The organism is Curtobacterium sp. P97 (assembly GCF_023712445.1).
Classification (GTDB): Bacteria; Actinomycetota; Actinomycetes; order Actinomycetales; family Microbacteriaceae; genus Curtobacterium.
In genome coordinates this window covers 49,604-64,282 of record NZ_JAMAYF010000014.1, presented here as the reverse complement: position 1 = coordinate 64,282, position 14,679 = coordinate 49,604, and the positions used below count along the sequence as shown (strand labels likewise).

Annotated in this window: 12 protein-coding genes, 1 tRNA gene and 1 pseudogene; 8 read left to right on the top strand and 6 right to left on the bottom strand. The window is 71.5% G+C overall.

Annotated features, from left to right (window positions below):
- Positions 1–13 precede the first annotated feature (13 nt).
- From M3677_RS14615 to M3677_RS14600, 4 genes are all read right to left on the bottom strand, one after another.
- A complete protein-coding gene (locus M3677_RS14615) occupies positions 14–709 on the bottom strand; it encodes a response regulator transcription factor (RefSeq protein WP_056120555.1) in 696 nt (231 codons plus the stop codon).
- A gap of 55 nt (positions 710–764) precedes the next feature.
- Complete coding sequence (locus M3677_RS14610; RefSeq protein WP_066656535.1) at positions 765–2,459, bottom strand: DNA repair helicase XPB; 1,695 nt, start codon at positions 2,457–2,459, stop codon at positions 765–767.
- A gap of 98 nt (positions 2,460–2,557) precedes the next feature.
- Entirely contained in the window at positions 2,558–4,324 is a 1,767-nt protein-coding gene (locus M3677_RS14605; RefSeq protein WP_251160902.1) for a helicase-associated domain-containing protein, read from the bottom strand.
- A gap of 28 nt (positions 4,325–4,352) precedes the next feature.
- A complete protein-coding gene (locus M3677_RS14600) occupies positions 4,353–4,652 on the bottom strand; it encodes a hypothetical protein (RefSeq protein ID WP_066656531.1) in 300 nt (99 codons plus the stop codon).
- 55 nt (positions 4,653–4,707) lie between these two features.
- Here M3677_RS14600 and M3677_RS14595 point away from each other — a divergent pair, with 55 nt between their 5' ends.
- Together M3677_RS14595 and M3677_RS14590 are read left to right on the top strand one after the other, a co-directional pair.
- Positions 4,708–5,085, top strand: coding sequence for a cold-shock protein (locus M3677_RS14595; protein ID WP_066656529.1), 378 nt, complete (start codon positions 4,708–4,710; stop codon positions 5,083–5,085).
- A pseudogene (locus M3677_RS14590) lies at positions 5,085–5,393 on the top strand (DUF3027 domain-containing protein); the annotation flags it as partial. The gene M3677_RS14595 and the pseudogene M3677_RS14590, both read left to right, overlap by 1 nt.
- Positions 5,394–5,756: 363 nt before the next feature.
- On the opposite strand, the gene serC reads toward M3677_RS14590, so the two are convergent.
- Positions 5,757–6,875: a phosphoserine transaminase gene (serC, locus tag M3677_RS14585; protein ID WP_066656526.1), complete on the bottom strand. Its 1,119-nt coding sequence runs from the start codon at positions 6,873–6,875 to the stop codon at positions 5,757–5,759.
- A gap of 165 nt (positions 6,876–7,040) precedes the next feature.
- Here serC and M3677_RS14580 point away from each other — a divergent pair, with 165 nt between their 5' ends.
- The 6 genes from M3677_RS14580 to argG all read left to right on the top strand — a co-directional run bounded on the left by M3677_RS14580 (position 7,041) and on the right by argG (position 12,834).
- Entirely contained in the window at positions 7,041–7,736 is a 696-nt protein-coding gene (locus M3677_RS14580) for a metal-dependent transcriptional regulator (RefSeq protein ID WP_066656523.1), read from the top strand.
- Between the two features lie 290 nt (positions 7,737–8,026).
- Positions 8,027–8,974, top strand: coding sequence for a C40 family peptidase (locus tag M3677_RS14575; RefSeq protein WP_251160901.1), 948 nt, complete (start codon positions 8,027–8,029; stop codon positions 8,972–8,974).
- Positions 8,975–9,351: 377 nt separating this feature from the next.
- On the top strand, positions 9,352–9,846 hold the full coding sequence (locus M3677_RS14570; protein ID WP_066656516.1) for an HNH endonuclease: 495 nt from the start codon (positions 9,352–9,354) through the stop codon (positions 9,844–9,846).
- Positions 9,847–10,072: 226 nt separating this feature from the next.
- A complete protein-coding gene (locus tag M3677_RS14565) occupies positions 10,073–11,176 on the top strand; it encodes an epoxide hydrolase family protein (RefSeq protein WP_251160900.1) in 1,104 nt (367 codons plus the stop codon).
- A 13-nt stretch (positions 11,177–11,189) separates the two neighbouring features.
- Positions 11,190–11,264, top strand: a tRNA-Arg gene (locus M3677_RS14560).
- 130 nt (positions 11,265–11,394) lie between these two features.
- Complete coding sequence (gene argG / locus M3677_RS14555) at positions 11,395–12,834, top strand: argininosuccinate synthase (protein ID WP_209685453.1); 1,440 nt, start codon at positions 11,395–11,397, stop codon at positions 12,832–12,834.
- 514 nt (positions 12,835–13,348) lie between these two features.
- On the opposite strand, the gene M3677_RS14550 is transcribed toward argG, so the two are convergent.
- Positions 13,349–14,485, bottom strand: coding sequence for an AI-2E family transporter (locus tag M3677_RS14550; protein WP_251160899.1), 1,137 nt, complete (start codon positions 14,483–14,485; stop codon positions 13,349–13,351).
- Between the last annotated feature and the right edge of the window lie 194 nt (positions 14,486–14,679).

Below are 14,679 nucleotides of genomic sequence, written 5' to 3'. Positions count from 1 at the left end.
CGTGTGCCCGGCGTCAGGACGCCTTGGACGCCTTCAGCATGTAGCCGAACCCGCGCTTCGTCTGGATGATCGGCTCGGTCGAGTACTGGTCGAGCTTGCGGCGGAGGTACGAGATGTACGACTCGACGATGCCCGCGTCGCCGTTGAAGTCGTACTCCCACACGTGGTCGAGGATCTGCGCCTTCGACAGCACGCGGTTCGGGTTGAGCATCAGGTAGCGCAGGAGCTTGAACTCGGTCGGGGACAGCTCGATCTGCGCGTCGCCGATCGTGACCTCGTGCGTGTCCTGGTCCATCGTGAGCTCGCCGGCGCGGATGATCGCGTCCTCTTCGTCGTTCATGGTGCGACGGAGGATCGCCTTGATGCGCGCGACGATCTCGTCGAGCGAGAACGGCTTGGTGACGTAGTCGTCGCCGCCGACGGTGAGCCCGGTGATCTTGTCCTCGGTGTCGTCCTTCGCGGTGAGGAAGAGGATCGGCGACGTGTACCCGGACGAGCGGAGGCGCTTGGTGACGCCGAAGCCGTTCATGTCCGGGAGCATCACGTCGAGGATGATCAGGTCGGGCTCCTCCTCGAGCACGGCGGAGATCGCCTGGGCCCCGTTGCCGACCGCACGGACGGCGAACCCGGCGAAGCGCAACGAGGTCGTGAGGAGGTCGCGGATGTTCGGCTCGTCGTCGACGATCAGGATCTTGGGGCCATCGGTCATGGACCCATCCTCTGACCGTTCCCTAGAGGTTTCCTGGGAGCGGGTCGTGTGGTGGCTACGCGGCCGCCAGCACCTGGTCGGCGTCGAGGATCGTGTACGCGTACCCCTGCTCGGCGAGGAAGCGCTGCCGGTTCTGCGCGAAGTCCTGGTCGACCGTGTCCCGCGTCACGAGCGTGTAGAACGACGCCGGCAGGCCGTCCTTGTTCGGGCGGAGCAACCGGCCGAGACGCTGCGCTTCCTCCTGTCGGGAGCCGAACGACCCGGACACCTGGATGGCCACGGTCGCGTCGGGGAGGTCCACCGAGAAGTTCGCGACCTTCGACACCACGAGCACGTCGATCGAGCCCTCGCGGAACGCCTGGAACAGCCGCTCTCGCTCGTCGACCGGTGTCGACCCGGTGATCTCGGCGGCGTCGAGTGACGCGGCGAGGTCGTCGAGCTGGTCGATGTACTGCCCGATCACCAGGATCTGCTCGCCGTGGTGCTTCTCGATGAGCTCGCGCACCACCGGGGTCTTCGCCGGCGAGGTCGCCGCCATGCGGTAGCGCTCGTCGTCACCCGACGCCGCGTACTCCAGGCGGTCCTGGTGGGGGAGGTCGATCCGCACCTCGTAGCAGGCCGCCGGGGAGATGTAGCCCTGCGCTTCGATCTCCTTCCACGGGGCGTCGTAGCGCTTCGGCCCGATGAGCGAGAACACGTCGCTCTCGCGGCCGTCTTCGCGCACCAGGGTGGCCGTGAGCCCGAGCCGCCGCCGTGCCTGCAGGTCGGCGGTGAGCTTGAACACCGGCGCGGGGAGCAGGTGGACCTCGTCGTAGACGATCAGGCCCCAGTCGAGGGCGTCGAGGAGCGACAGGTGCGTGTACTCGCCCTTCCGCCGAGCGGTCAGGATCTGGTACGTCGCGATCGTGACGGGACGGATTTCCTTCGTGGTACCGGAGTACTCGCCGATGTCCTCGGGGGACAGGGTCGTCCGGCGCAGGAGTTCGTCACGCCACTGCCGGGCGGACACGGTGTTCGTCACGAGGATGAGCGTCGTCGCCTTCACGGTCGCCATCGCCCCGGCGCCGACGAGCGTCTTGCCGGCACCACACGGCAGCACGACCACGCCGGAGCCCTGCGCGAAGAAGGTGTCGACGGCCTGCTCCTGGTACGGCCGCATGTGCCAGGACGCCGTGTCGAGGTCGATCGGGTGCGGCTGCCCCGGTGTGTAGCCCGCGAGGTCCTCCGCCGGCCACCCGAGCTTGACGAGTTCCTGCTTGACCTGCCCGCGTGCCCAGGGCTGCAGCTCGATCTCCGAGGGGGAGCGCTGGTCGCCGAGCAGGGGCTTGATGCGCTTCGACCGGGTGACCTCGGCCAGGACCGACGGGTCCTCGGCGGTGAGGAGCAGGAGCGGCTGGCGCTCGAGCTCCTCGCTCGGGGAGTTCGCGATCGCCGGGGCGTCCTCGCGCTCCTCGCGCCGGATGACGAGCCGCCCGTACCGCGAGACGGTGTCGCGGATGTCGACCGTGACGCTCTGCGGGACCGGGAACTTCGCGAACCGCTCGAGCGTGCCGATCATCGACTCGGCGTCGTGCCCGGCCGCGCGGGCGTTCCAGAGCCCGAGGCGCGTGATCCGGTAGGTGTGCACGTGCTCCGGGGCACGTTCGAGCTCGGCGAAGGCCGCGAGCTCGTGCCGGGCGTCCTCGGCCTGGGGGTGGGCGACCTCGAGGAGCACGGTGCGGTCACTCTGCACGATCAGCGGTCCGTTCATGACGGATCAGCCTAGGCGGCGCGGCTGCGAGCCGCCGCCCCCGGTGCGCAACGGTGGAGAACCGGCTCGCGGGGCGCGGCTGTGCAGGGACGCGCGGCTCAGGCCTCGCTCTCGACCGCGACGACGAGCGACAGCGGCAGCGTCCGCTCCACGTCGACCGCGGTGTCACGGCCGCGGACCCGCCCGGCGGCGACCGACGTCGGCACGATCGAGATCGGTCGCTCCGACCCGTCCGGCATGCGGACGGTCAGCCGGATCGGCGTCTTCCCGCGCACCGCCAGGTCGATCTGCCGCCCGAGCCACTCCTGCTCCGGCTCCGCGTCGCCGCGCTCCGTCGTCAGGCGCAGGCGTTCCACGAGCGCGTGGGCGGCCTGTTCCGGCGTCCGACCGGCGCCACCACGCCGACGGCCGGGAGGCGCGTCCGAGGCCACGGGACGGGCGGCGGCCGTCAGCACGGCCGGGTACCGCTGCTCCTCGAGCGCCGCGTGGACCACGTGCGGCGGGTGCGGGGCGGTGAGCGTCGTCAGGTCGGCGCGTTCCCAGGTGAGCTGGCGCAGCTCGGCGTCGACCCCGACCAGGTCGAGCTGGTCCGGCGTCCCGTGCACGACCGCCCCGCGACCGTCCGGCGCGACGTCGACCACGAGGCCGCCGTCCCGCGACGCCACCTGGTCGACGAGGTAGGTGAGGGGCTGCGGCACGTCGGTCGCCGAGAGTCGGTCCAGCAGCGCGAGCAGGTCCTCACGCGTGCTGCCGGCCCGGACCGCCCGCCGCACGGAGTCCTCGGAGACGCGGTACCGGGCGGCCAACCCCGGTGCCTCGAGGTCGGCGACGCTCCGGAGTGCGTCGTCGTCGGCGGGAGTGAGCGGCCCCGGGGCGATGACCGTCAGGTCGTGCTGCAGGTAGACGCCGTCGACGGTCGGCGGCAGGTCGTCGGCTGCGGCGTCGGCATCGCCGTCGAGGACCGCTCGGCCCGTCGCCGTCACCGTGCCGTCGACCGCGAGCCCGAGGACCTCGGCGGTGCCGGCGACGTCGAGCAGGACGGCGTCGAGCCACCGGGCGCCCGCCGGGAAGGCCCAGCGTCCGACGGCGACCAGGTCGTGCAGGTCGTCGTCGGCCGCCCGGAGCACGTCGTGCACGGCCGGGTCGAGCGAGCGCCACCACCGCCCGGCCAGGTCCACCCAGCGGTCCGGCCAGGCCGCGACGAGCCAGGTGCGCCCCTCGGACGACACGGCCCAGCGCCCCTCGCCGGGGTGCGCGAGGCCGGTGCGGTCCAGCAGCGTGAGCCGGTCCGGCACGACGTCCGGGTCGGTGCCGACGCGCTCGCCGAGGGTCCGGGCGAGCGGCGTGCCGATGCCGCCCTTGACGAGTTCGCGGACCTCGCCGGCGTCGACCGCGCGGAGCAGCTCGGCGAGCACCGTCATCGTCGTGAACGCACGCTCCGCGCCGGTCGCGCGGGCGCGCTCCTGGTCGGCCACCTGCTCGTCGGGCGCGGCGGGGCGGACCGGTGCCGTGCCTCCCGGCCGGAGGTCGGCGACCTCGGCGTGGGCGGCCAGTCGTCCGGCGACGGCGTCGTCCACCGCGCCCGCGTCGTCGGCGAGGCCCAGCGCGACCGCCGGGGCGAGCGCGTCGGCGTCGGCCGACCCGTCGCGGAGGGCGAGGAGGGTCGCCCGGGGCAGGTGCTCGAGCGCGGCGTCGACGGCGTCGTCGGTGCGCAGCGCCTCGGCGAGGTCGAAGAAGTCGGCCGCGTGCTGCGGGCCGGACTCGGCGAGGACGGCCGCGGGCAGACGGCGGGCGACCACGAGCCGTTCCAGCTCGTCGTCGGACATCCCCCGCAGCCGAGCGGCGAGGTCGGCGGTGGTCGTCATCGTCCGCCGCTCCGGTCCGCGCGGGTCCTCAGCGGTCCGACCGGTTCTCGCGGGCGCGCTTGGTCCAGGTCAGTCCGAGCAGGACGAGGACCAGCACCATGCCGATGGGCAGACCGATGAGCGGGACCGCCATGATCACCGGCCAGGGCATCGATCCGTTGGCGCTCGGGACGGTCAGCCACATCACGACCATCGCGATGATGCAGAGGAGACCGGCGATGAAGATGCCGCCGATCATGAACCCGAGGACGCGTTCGGTACGATTGAACGTCACCGGGGTGTCCGCGGGTTCGCGCGTGTTCCCGGTGGATCGGGTCGGCTTGGCCATCGGCCCAGGATATCCGACGCACCACGGCCGTTCCACGACCACGAGGAGACCACGCATGCCCACCGGCAAGGTCAAGTTCTACGACGACCAGAAGGGGTTCGGGTTCATCACCGGCGACGACGGTGAGCCGGTCTTCCTGCACGCGTCCTCGCTGCCGGACGGCGTCACCTCGGTCAAGGCCGGCACCCGCCTCGAGTACGGCGTCGTGCAGGGCAAGAAGGGCTCGCAGGCGCTGTCCGTGCGGCTGCTCGAGCCGGCGCCCTCGCTCGCGAAGATGTCCCGCCGCTCCGCCGACGACATGGCGGTGATCGTCGAGGACCTGGTGAAGGAGCTCGATCGGGTCAGCGGCGACCTGCGCCACGGGCGCTACCCGAAGAACGGCGAACGCCTCGCCGCGATCCTGCGCCACGTCGCAGACCAGTTGGACGCCTGATGGTCGACCACACGGAGCTCGCGCGGAAGGCGCTGCTCGAGGTCACGCCGGAGTCGACGGTCGGCCAGCCGGTCGGCACCGTGGACGAGGGTGACGGCGTCGTCTCGGTCCTGTTCTCGAACCGGATGCCCGGTTACCCCGGGTGGCGCTGGACGGTCTCGATCGCGCAGGTCGAGGGCGACGAGCCCACCGTGCTCGAGGTCGAGCTGATGCCCGGCGACGGCTCGCTGGTCGCTCCGGACTGGGTGCCGTGGGCGGACCGGATGGCGGAGTACCGCGCCGGCCAGGCGGACGAGGACGACGACGACGAGTCGGACGACGAGGACGACGACGAGGACGACGACGAGGACGACGGCCTCGACGACGCCGAGGAGTCCGACTACGACGACCCGGACGACGACGAGGCAGACGACGACGCCTCGGACGACGACGACGACGAGTTCGAGGACGACGAGGACGACCTCGCGGAGTCGGACGACGACGAGCTCGACGGCGTCGACGTCGACGCGGCGGACGACGACTCCGATGACGACGCGGCGGACGACGTCGCCGAGGACCCCGCTCCGGTGCGCTCCCGCGGCTCGCGTCGTCGGGCGTCCCGCGTCCGGCCGACCGACCCCGACCAGGACCTCGAGCTCGACCGGCTCGACCCGTCCGTCCGTGCTGGCGCCTCAGCCGCGCAGCTCGCCGATGACGAAGTCGATCGCCCGCACGAGCTTCGCCACGTCGTCCGGGTCGATCGCGGTGAACGTGGCGACACGGAGCTGGTTGCGGCCGAGCTTCCGGTACGGCTCAGTGTCGACGATGCCGTTCGCGCGGAGCGTCGCGGCGACGGCCTTCGCGTCGATCGACTCGTCGAGGTCGATCGTCGCCACGACCTGCGACCGGTGGGCGGGGTCGGTGACGAACGGGGTGGCGTGGTCGGAGGCCTCGGCCCAGTCGTAGATCGTCGACGACGACGTCTTCGTGCGGGTGTCGGCCCACGCCAGACCACCGGACTGGTTGATCCAGTCGACCTGGTCGTCGAGCAGCAGCAGGGTCGCGAGCGCCGGGGTGTTCAGCGTCTGGTCGAGCCGCGAGTTGTCGACGGCGTTCTGCAGGGAGAGGAACTCCGGGATGTAGCGGTCCGAGGCGGCGATGCGCTCGACGCGCTCGATCGCGGCGGGGGAGAACAGGGCGAGCCACAGCCCTCCGTCCGAGGCGAAGTTCTTCTGCGGTGCGAAGTAGTAGACGTCGGTCGCGGCGACGTCGAACGCGGCACCACCGGCGGCGCTCGTGGCGTCGACGACGGTCAGCGCGCCGTCGTCACCCGCAGCGCGGACGACGGGCGCCATGACGCCGGTCGAGGTCTCGTTGTGCGGGTAGGCGTAGACGTCGACGCCCTCGACGGGCTCGAGCGCGGCGAGCGAGCCGCCGGGTGCCTCGACGACGTGCGGGGTCTCGAGCCACGGGGTGTCCGTGGCCTTGGCGAACTTCGAGCCGAACTCGCCGAAGGACAGGTTCTCGGCACGACGTTCGACCAGCCCGAAGGCGGCGGCGTCCCAGAACGCGGTCGAGCCGCCGTTGCCGAGGACGACCTCGTAGCCGTCCGGGAGCTGGAAGAGGTCGGCGAGGCCGCGGCGGACGCTGCCGACGAGGTCCTTCACGGGCTTCTGGCGGTGGGACGTCCCGAGGATCGTCGCCCCGCGGGTCACGAGTGACTCGAGCTGCGCGCCGCGGATCTTGGACGGGCCGCAGCCGAAGCGTCCGTCGGTCGGGAGGAGTTCGGCGGGGATGACGATGTCTGCCATGCGCCGATCCTAGCGAGCGGTATCCCACCGTCACCGACCCTGGACCGGCCGGACGGGGCGGACCCGACCCGCGCCTCCAGGCCGTGGAGCGCGCCCGTCGGTGCGGTCTTGTCGCACTGCTCAAGTAGGGTGGATCGGGCTGGGCCCAGACATGAGAGGCGGACCGTGACCGATCTCGTCGACACCACGGAGATGTACCTGCGGACGATCCTCGACCTCGAGGAAGAGGGGATCGTGCCGCTGCGCGCGCGCATCTCCGAGCGTCTCGGACACTCCGGTCCCACCGTCTCCCAGACGATCGCGCGGATGGAGCGCGACGGTCTGGTCGTCGTCTCCGGTGACCGCCACCTCGAGCTCACGGGTGAGGGGCGCTCGCGGGCGACGCACGTGATGCGCAAGCACCGGCTGGCCGAGCGGCTCCTCGCCGACGTGATCGGACTCGACTGGGCCTTCGTGCACGACGAGGCCTGCCGCTGGGAGCACGTGATGAGCGAGCAGGTCGAGGTCCGACTCCTCGAGATGCTCGGCAACCCCACGGAGTCGCCCTACGGCAACCCGATCCCCGGGCTCGCCGAGATCGGTGGACCGACGGCGGGACAGTTCCTCGACGGTGTGCAGAACATCGTCGCGGCGACCGACGGCACGGACGCCGTCGCGGTCGGCGTCGTGCGTCGCCTGGGCGAACCGGTGCAGTTCGAGCCCGAGCTGCTGCACCAGCTGCGCACCGCCGGCGTCATGCCCGGCCGTGTCGCCCGGGTGCAGCGCGCCGGTGCGTACGTCGCGGTCCGGGTGGACGGCGAGGACGCCGGCATCGAGCTGCCGACCGAGGTCGCGCAGCACGTCTACATCGAGCGGGACTGACCGTCGGGGCGCCGTCCGAGCCTGAGAATCGGCACAAGGTCACGAGGGTCGATCGCCGCTGATCAGGGGTTCGTGATCGTTCCGTTACCGAACCGTCGTTTCATCTCGACAAGGTAACGGCCCCCACGTACACTCGTCGAGTCCCCGGGCCGCCCACGAGGCCCAGGACCCGTGGCAGGACGTCTCGAACCCGTCTCCTGCCTCGATCGGAAACGATGACGAACGGATGGGGTCCGCCCCTCCGCCCTGACCCAGGCGGAGACGGTGACGAGACGCCGGAGACACCACCCTTGACGCAGACCGGTTCCGCCGCGGACGACCAGACGCCCGCCAACCCGACGAACACCGCGAACGACGCCCCGCTCACCCGGCGGGCCGCGCGCCAGACCGAAGCCCCCGCCCGTCGCATCACCCCCGTCCGCGACGCACCGCTCCCCGGCGGCCGTCGCGCTGCGCAGGCCGCCCGCGCCGCCGAGACCGCCAAGGCGAGCAGCTCGGCCCGCAAGCGCCGGTTCCTCGCCCCCGTCGTGCTGACGGTCGCCGCCGGCATGTTCGGCACCGTGGCCGTCGCCCCGGCCTTCGCCGCGACGCAGCAGACCGGTTCGACCGCCGCCGACGCGCAGCGCCAGGTCCGCACGACCCAGGCACAGCAGTTCTCGGTGTCCGACGCCGTGGCCCTCGCCGGGACGTCGCGTGACGGCTACGGCGCGACCGCCCAGTCCACCCTCGACGCCGAGGCCGCGCAGAAGGCCGCCGCCGAGCAGACCGCGGCTGCGCAGGCCCAGGCCGCAGCGACCCAGGCGGCGCGCGCGCAGACCGCGAAGCAGTACTCGTCGTACAGCGGCCCCTCCGCGAACGAGATCGCCACCACGGCGGCCGCCGCGAACACCCCGTTCTCGCTGCCGGCCGTCGTCGCCACCGCGAAGCAGTACATCGGCACCCCGTACGTCTTCGGCGGCGCGGACCCGTCCGGCTTCGACTGCTCGGGCTACATCATGTACGTCTATGCGCAGTACGGCATCAGCCTGCCGCACTCGGTCCCGCTGCAGGACGCCGCGGGCACCACGATCCCCGAGTCCCAGGCGCAGCCGGGCGACGTCGTCATCTTCAACGACGGTTCGCACGACGGCTTCTACATGGGCAACGGCATGATCATGGACGCGCCGAAGCCCGGTGGCTCCGTCTCGATCCGCCCGATCTGGACGAGCAGCTACCACATCGTGCGCTTCGGCATCTGACCCGAGCACCCGCACGACGGTGACGACCCTGGTGTCGTTCCCGTGAACACTCCCGGAAACCGGTCCGCACACCCTCGTGTCGGGCCGGTTTCCGACGTACCCTGGTGCTGCACCGGTCCGATCCGGCCCGAACACGGGAGACCTCATGTCAGCGTTCCGCACGACCCGCACCACGGGTCGGCGCGCGCTCGTGGACATACGGTCGACCGCCCCCTGCGTGCACCATCACGCCCCTGTCTGACGAGAGCACTGCCCATCCGGGTGGTGCTCTTCGTGGTTCAGGGCGTGGTCACAGGTCGCGGTCCCCTGTCGACGTCGATCGACCCGACGCACCCGCAGCGCCTGGAAGCCGTCCAGGCACCGTCGGAAGGGAACCCATGCGCACTCTCGTCCTCAACGCCGGTTACGAGCCCCTCGCGGTGATCTCGGACCGACGGGCCCTCGTGCTGGTCATGAACCAGAAGGCCGCCGTCATCGCCGCCGACCTCGACCACCCGGTCTCGGGGTCCTCCGCGAGCTTCGATCGTCCGTCCGTCATCATCCTGACCCGCTACGTGCGGATCCCGCACGCGAGACTCGTGCCGGTCTCGCGACGCGGGGTCCTGCGGCGTGACGCCAACCGCTGTGCCTACTGCGACCGGCACGCCACCACGATCGACCACGTGCAGCCCCGGTCGCGCGGCGGCCAGGACTCGTGGGAGAACCTCGTCGCCTGCTGCCTGGCCTGCAACAACACGAAGGGCGACCGCACCCCGCAGGAGATGGGGTGGCGGCTGCGCTTCCGGCCGAAGGCGCCGCACGGTGCATCCTGGGTGGTGCGGGGGATCGAGCGCCCGCAGTCGGAGTGGGACGAGTACCTGGTGGCCGCGTAGCGCCGGCTCGGCGTCGCGACGGACGGGAGGCGCGTGGCGGGGCCGCCCCGTGCCTCCCGTCCGTCGCGTGGTCGCACTGGCGTGCGCACGGTTGCTTGCATGGACCGTCCCACGCGTGGGAGACCGATCCGCTCGTGGGGTGACGTTCCTCCGAGCCTCCGATGCGCGGAACGTCCTCCCATCGCGCGAGTGATGGGAAGGAGCGGGCAGGCGTAGCGTGCGAGCCATGAGCGAGACGCCCGTGATCGACGACGCCACGATCGGGGACCTCCGTGTCCGACTCCGCGCCACCCGCTGGCCGGACGCCCCCGCCGGCACCGGGTGGTCGCTCGGCGTCGACGTGGACGAGCTCCGGCCGCTGGTCGAGTACTGGGCCGACGGGTTCGACTTCGACGGGCACCGGGAGCAGCTCGCCGCGCTGCCGTCCGAGCGGCACGTCGTCGACGGCGTCCGGGTGCACGTGCTCCATGCGCGATCCGGCCGTCCCGACGCCCTCCCGCTGCTGCTCGCCCACGGGTGGCCGGACTCCGGGTGGCGGTACCGCAAGGTCCTGCCGATGCTCGTCGAGGCCGGGTTCGACGTCGTCGTGCCGGACATGCCCGGGTACGGGTTCTCGGACGCGCCACCGCGCGTGCTCGATGCCCGCGAGGTGGCCGGCATGTGGGCGACACTGATGACCGACCTCGGGTACGACCGGTTCGCGGCCTCCGGCGGGGACATCGGGACGCACGTCGTCCGGTACCTCGCACTCGACCACCCCGACCGTGTGGTCGCCGTGCACCGGATCGACGGTGGGCTGGCGTGGCCCGGGATCGACACCACGGAGCTGTCCCCGGCGGAGCGGGCCTTCGTGCAGGAGACCGAGCGGTGGCGGACCGCCGAGGGCGCCTACGCGATGATGCACCGCACGAAACCGCAGACCGCCGCCGTCGGGCTGACCGACTCACCCGCGGGTCTCGCTGCGTGGATCGTCGAGAAGCTCCGGTCGTGGAGTGACTGCGGCGGCGACCTGTGGTCGGTGTACACGCAGGACGAGGTCCTGGCGCTGCTGACCGAGTACTGGGCGACGGCGACGATCGGGTCCTCCATGCGGATGTACCACGCGAATGCGGCGATCCCCGCTGCGCAACTGCGTCGACGGGTGGAGGTGCCGTCGGGGTTCTCGGTGTTCCCGGGCGACATCGTGCGGGCTCCGCGGGAGTGGCTCGAGCGCACGACGAACCTCGTGCACCATCACGAACTCGACCGGGGTGGGCACTTCGCGCCGTTCGAGCAGCCGGAGCTGTTCGTGGACGAGGTCTGCGCGTTCCTGGAGCCGTACCGCCGCTAGAGTGGACGGGCCAGCCTCTGTAGCTCAATGGAAGAGCAGTTCCGTCCTAAGGAAACGGTTGGGGGTTCGAGTCCCTCCAGGGGCACCACGTCGAGTCGGGGTTCGCGTCCCTGCGGTGCTCGTCCGGGGGCACCGGCCGTCGTCTGGGCCGGAACGGGTTCTCCACAACCGTCGCCCTGGACGGTAGCCCGGGCCCAGCGCCCCGTACGATTGACCCCGTGTCCAAGGTCCTGAGCAGTCTCCCCGTCGGCGAACGAGTCGGCATCGCGTTCTCCGGAGGTCTCGACACCTCCTGCGCGGTCGCCTGGATGCGCGAGAAGGGAGCGGTGCCCTGCACGTACACGGCCGACATCGGCCAGTACGACGAGCCGGACATCGACGCCGTCCCGGGTCGCGCGAAGGAGTACGGCGCCGAGATCGCCCGCATCGTCGACGCGAAGAGCGCCCTGGTCGAAGAGGGCCTCGTCGCCCTGCAGACCGGTGCCTTCCACATCCGCTCCGGCGGCAAGACCTACTTCAACACGACGCCGCTCGGCCGCGCGGTGACGGGCACGATGCTCGTCCGCGCCATGAAGGAGGACGGGGTCGACATCTGGGGCGACGGCTCCACCTACAAGGGCAACGACATCGAGCGGTTCTACCGCTACGGCCTGATGGCCAACCCGCGGCTGCGCGTCTACAAGCCGTGGCTCGACACCGAGTTCGTCGAGGAGCTCGGCGGCCGCAAGGAGATGAGCGAGTGGCTCGTCGCCCGTGGGTTCCCGTACCGCGACTCCACCGAGAAGGCCTACTCGACCGACGCGAACATCTGGGGAGCGACGCACGAGGCGAAGAGCCTCGAGGAGCTCTCGAGCGGTCTGGACATCGTCGAGCCGATCATGGGGGTCGCCGCCTGGCGTGACGACGTCGAGGTCGCCACCGAAGAGGTCTCGGTCCGCTTCGAGGCCGGCCGCCCGGTCGCGATCAACGGCGTCGAGTACGCCGACGCCGTCGCGCTCGTGTACGAGGCGAACGCCATCGGTGGTCGCCACGGCCTCGGCGCGAGCGACCAGATCGAGAACCGCATCATCGAGGCCAAGAGCCGCGGCATCTACGAGGCGCCGGGCATGGCACTGCTGCACATCGCCTACGAGCGTCTGCTCAACGCGATCCACAACGAGGACACCGTCGCGGCGTACCACAACGAGGGTCGTCGTCTCGGTCGCCTGATGTACGAGGGCCGGTGGCTCGACCCGCAGTCCCTCATGCTGCGCGAGTCGCTGCAGCGCTGGGTCGCCTCCGCCGTCACCGGTGAGGTCACGCTGCGCCTGCGGCGCGGTGACGACTACACGATCCTCGACACCACGGGTCCGGCGCTGTCGTACCACCCGGACAAGCTCTCGATGGAGCGCGTCGGCGACGCAGCGTTCGGCCCGGACGACCGCATCGGGCAGCTCACGATGCGCAACCTCGACATCGCGGACTCGCGCTCGCGCCTCGAGCAGTACGCGGCGGCCGGGCTGATCGGCGGCGCGACGGGCGAACTCGTCGGCGAGCTGCAGTCGGGCGAGGCCGAGGAGATCCTCGGTGGAGCCGTCGTGTCCAGCGAGGACGAGGCACTCGGTCGCGCGACGGACGCCGCGTCCGAGGGCGCCGCCTTCGACTCCGGTACCGACTGACACACACCGCACCGACACGAACGGGAGCCCCTGCCGCGCGCGGGGGCTCCCGTTCGTCGTCCGTGGCGTGCGTCGGGAGAGGGCGTGTGGCTCCTCCGAGCCGCGTGCACACACGTACTTCGACGTTGCGCGCGTCGAACGACGAGCGCGGTGTCGTCCTGTGCGCCTGCATCGGTTGCGGGTGCATCGACCGACATCGCGCGGGTCGATCGACGGGTGCTTCGGCGCGGGACGTCCCCTGCATCGGGAGGAGGGGTCGGGTCGTGCGACATCATCGTCGTCGTGCGACAGCGGCGGTGTCGTTTCGGCCGCTCTGGCACGAGCGAGGTCGGTTCGTGCGACTTGTCCGTCGTCGTGCGACAGCGGCCGCGTCGTACGACAGCGCCACGCTGCCGCGACCCGGACGGGCGCAGACGCAGCTGTCGGCACATCGGCAGCGCGGACGCACCCACACGACGGACGGGAGGCGCGGTACCGACCGGCACCGCGCCTCCCGTCCGTCCCGTGGGACCCGCTACCGCCGCTCGGCGGTCTCCGGCCGCTTCTGGCGCCACGGCTCCGCCGGCCGGTCCGGACCGCCCCACACCTGCACGGCGCCCCAGGCCGCCGCGAGGAGCGGCACCGAGATGATCGCGCCGGTGATGCCCGCGAGCACGGTGCCCGCGGTCAGGCCGATCAGGATCACCAGGCCGTGCAGCTTGAGCGTCTTGCCCATCAGCACCGGCTGCAGCAGGTTGCCCTCGAGCTGGTTGACGAGCACCACGATGCCCACGACGATCAGCGCGGCCACGGGGCCGTTCGCGACGAGGGCGACGAGCGCGGCGAGGATGCCCGCGGCGGTGGCGCCGACGATCGGGATGAACGCGGTGATGAACACGACGACGGCGAGGGGGAGCGCGAGCGGCACCCCGACGATCGCCAGCCCGACGCCGATGCCGATCGCGTCGACCGCCGCGACGCTCGCCGTGCCGCGGACGTAGCCGCCGAGGGTCTGCACGACGCGGTCACCGACGCGGCGTGCACGCTCGTACCGGGCGCCGGTGAACGGACGGAGCAGGAACTCCCAGATCGCCGGCCCGTCCTTGAGGAAGAAGAACAGCACGACGATCATCAGCACCAGGCCGGTCAGGAAGTTCGCGGTGGCCGACGCCCCGGCCAGGGCGCCCGACCCGAACTGCGAGCTGGTCAGGAAGTCCTGGACGCCGTTCACCACCTGGTCGACCTGCTGGTCGGAGATCGAGAACGGCAGGTGTGCGACGGTGTCCTGCAGCTGCTGGAACCCGCTGATCGCCGACTTCTGCAGGTCGGGCCACTGCGAGATGACCGCGACGACGATCAGCCAACCGACGAGGCCGAGCACGACGAGGACGCCGAGCAGGACCGCGAGGGTCGCGAGCACCGAGGGCACCTTGTGCCGTCGGAGCCAGGACACGACCGGGTGCATGGCGGACGCGATGATCAGGGCGAGGAGCACCGGGATCGTCACGACGCTCAGGGTCGCGGCGGCGTACACGATGCCGATCGCGATCACGAGCACGACGATCACCTGCAGGCACCGGGTCGCGAGACTGCCGAACCCGTCGGTCCACTTGCGGGCGAGTGGACCCGTTGTCGCGTCGGACGTGGCGGGGTGGTTGCCGAACAGGGGCATGAGGCTCCTCGGTGGTGGTGCGGAGCCTCCACGCTACCGACGCAGCCGACCCGCGGTCCCGACGCAGCCGACCCGCGGCCGGGGACGTCCGGGGACGCCGCTAAGCGCATCGACCTGGACGCGCTCCTGTCCCGCTTCTACGCTGGGGTCACCGGGTTCACTCACAGGGTCCCGTCGTCACGATGCCCTCGCGG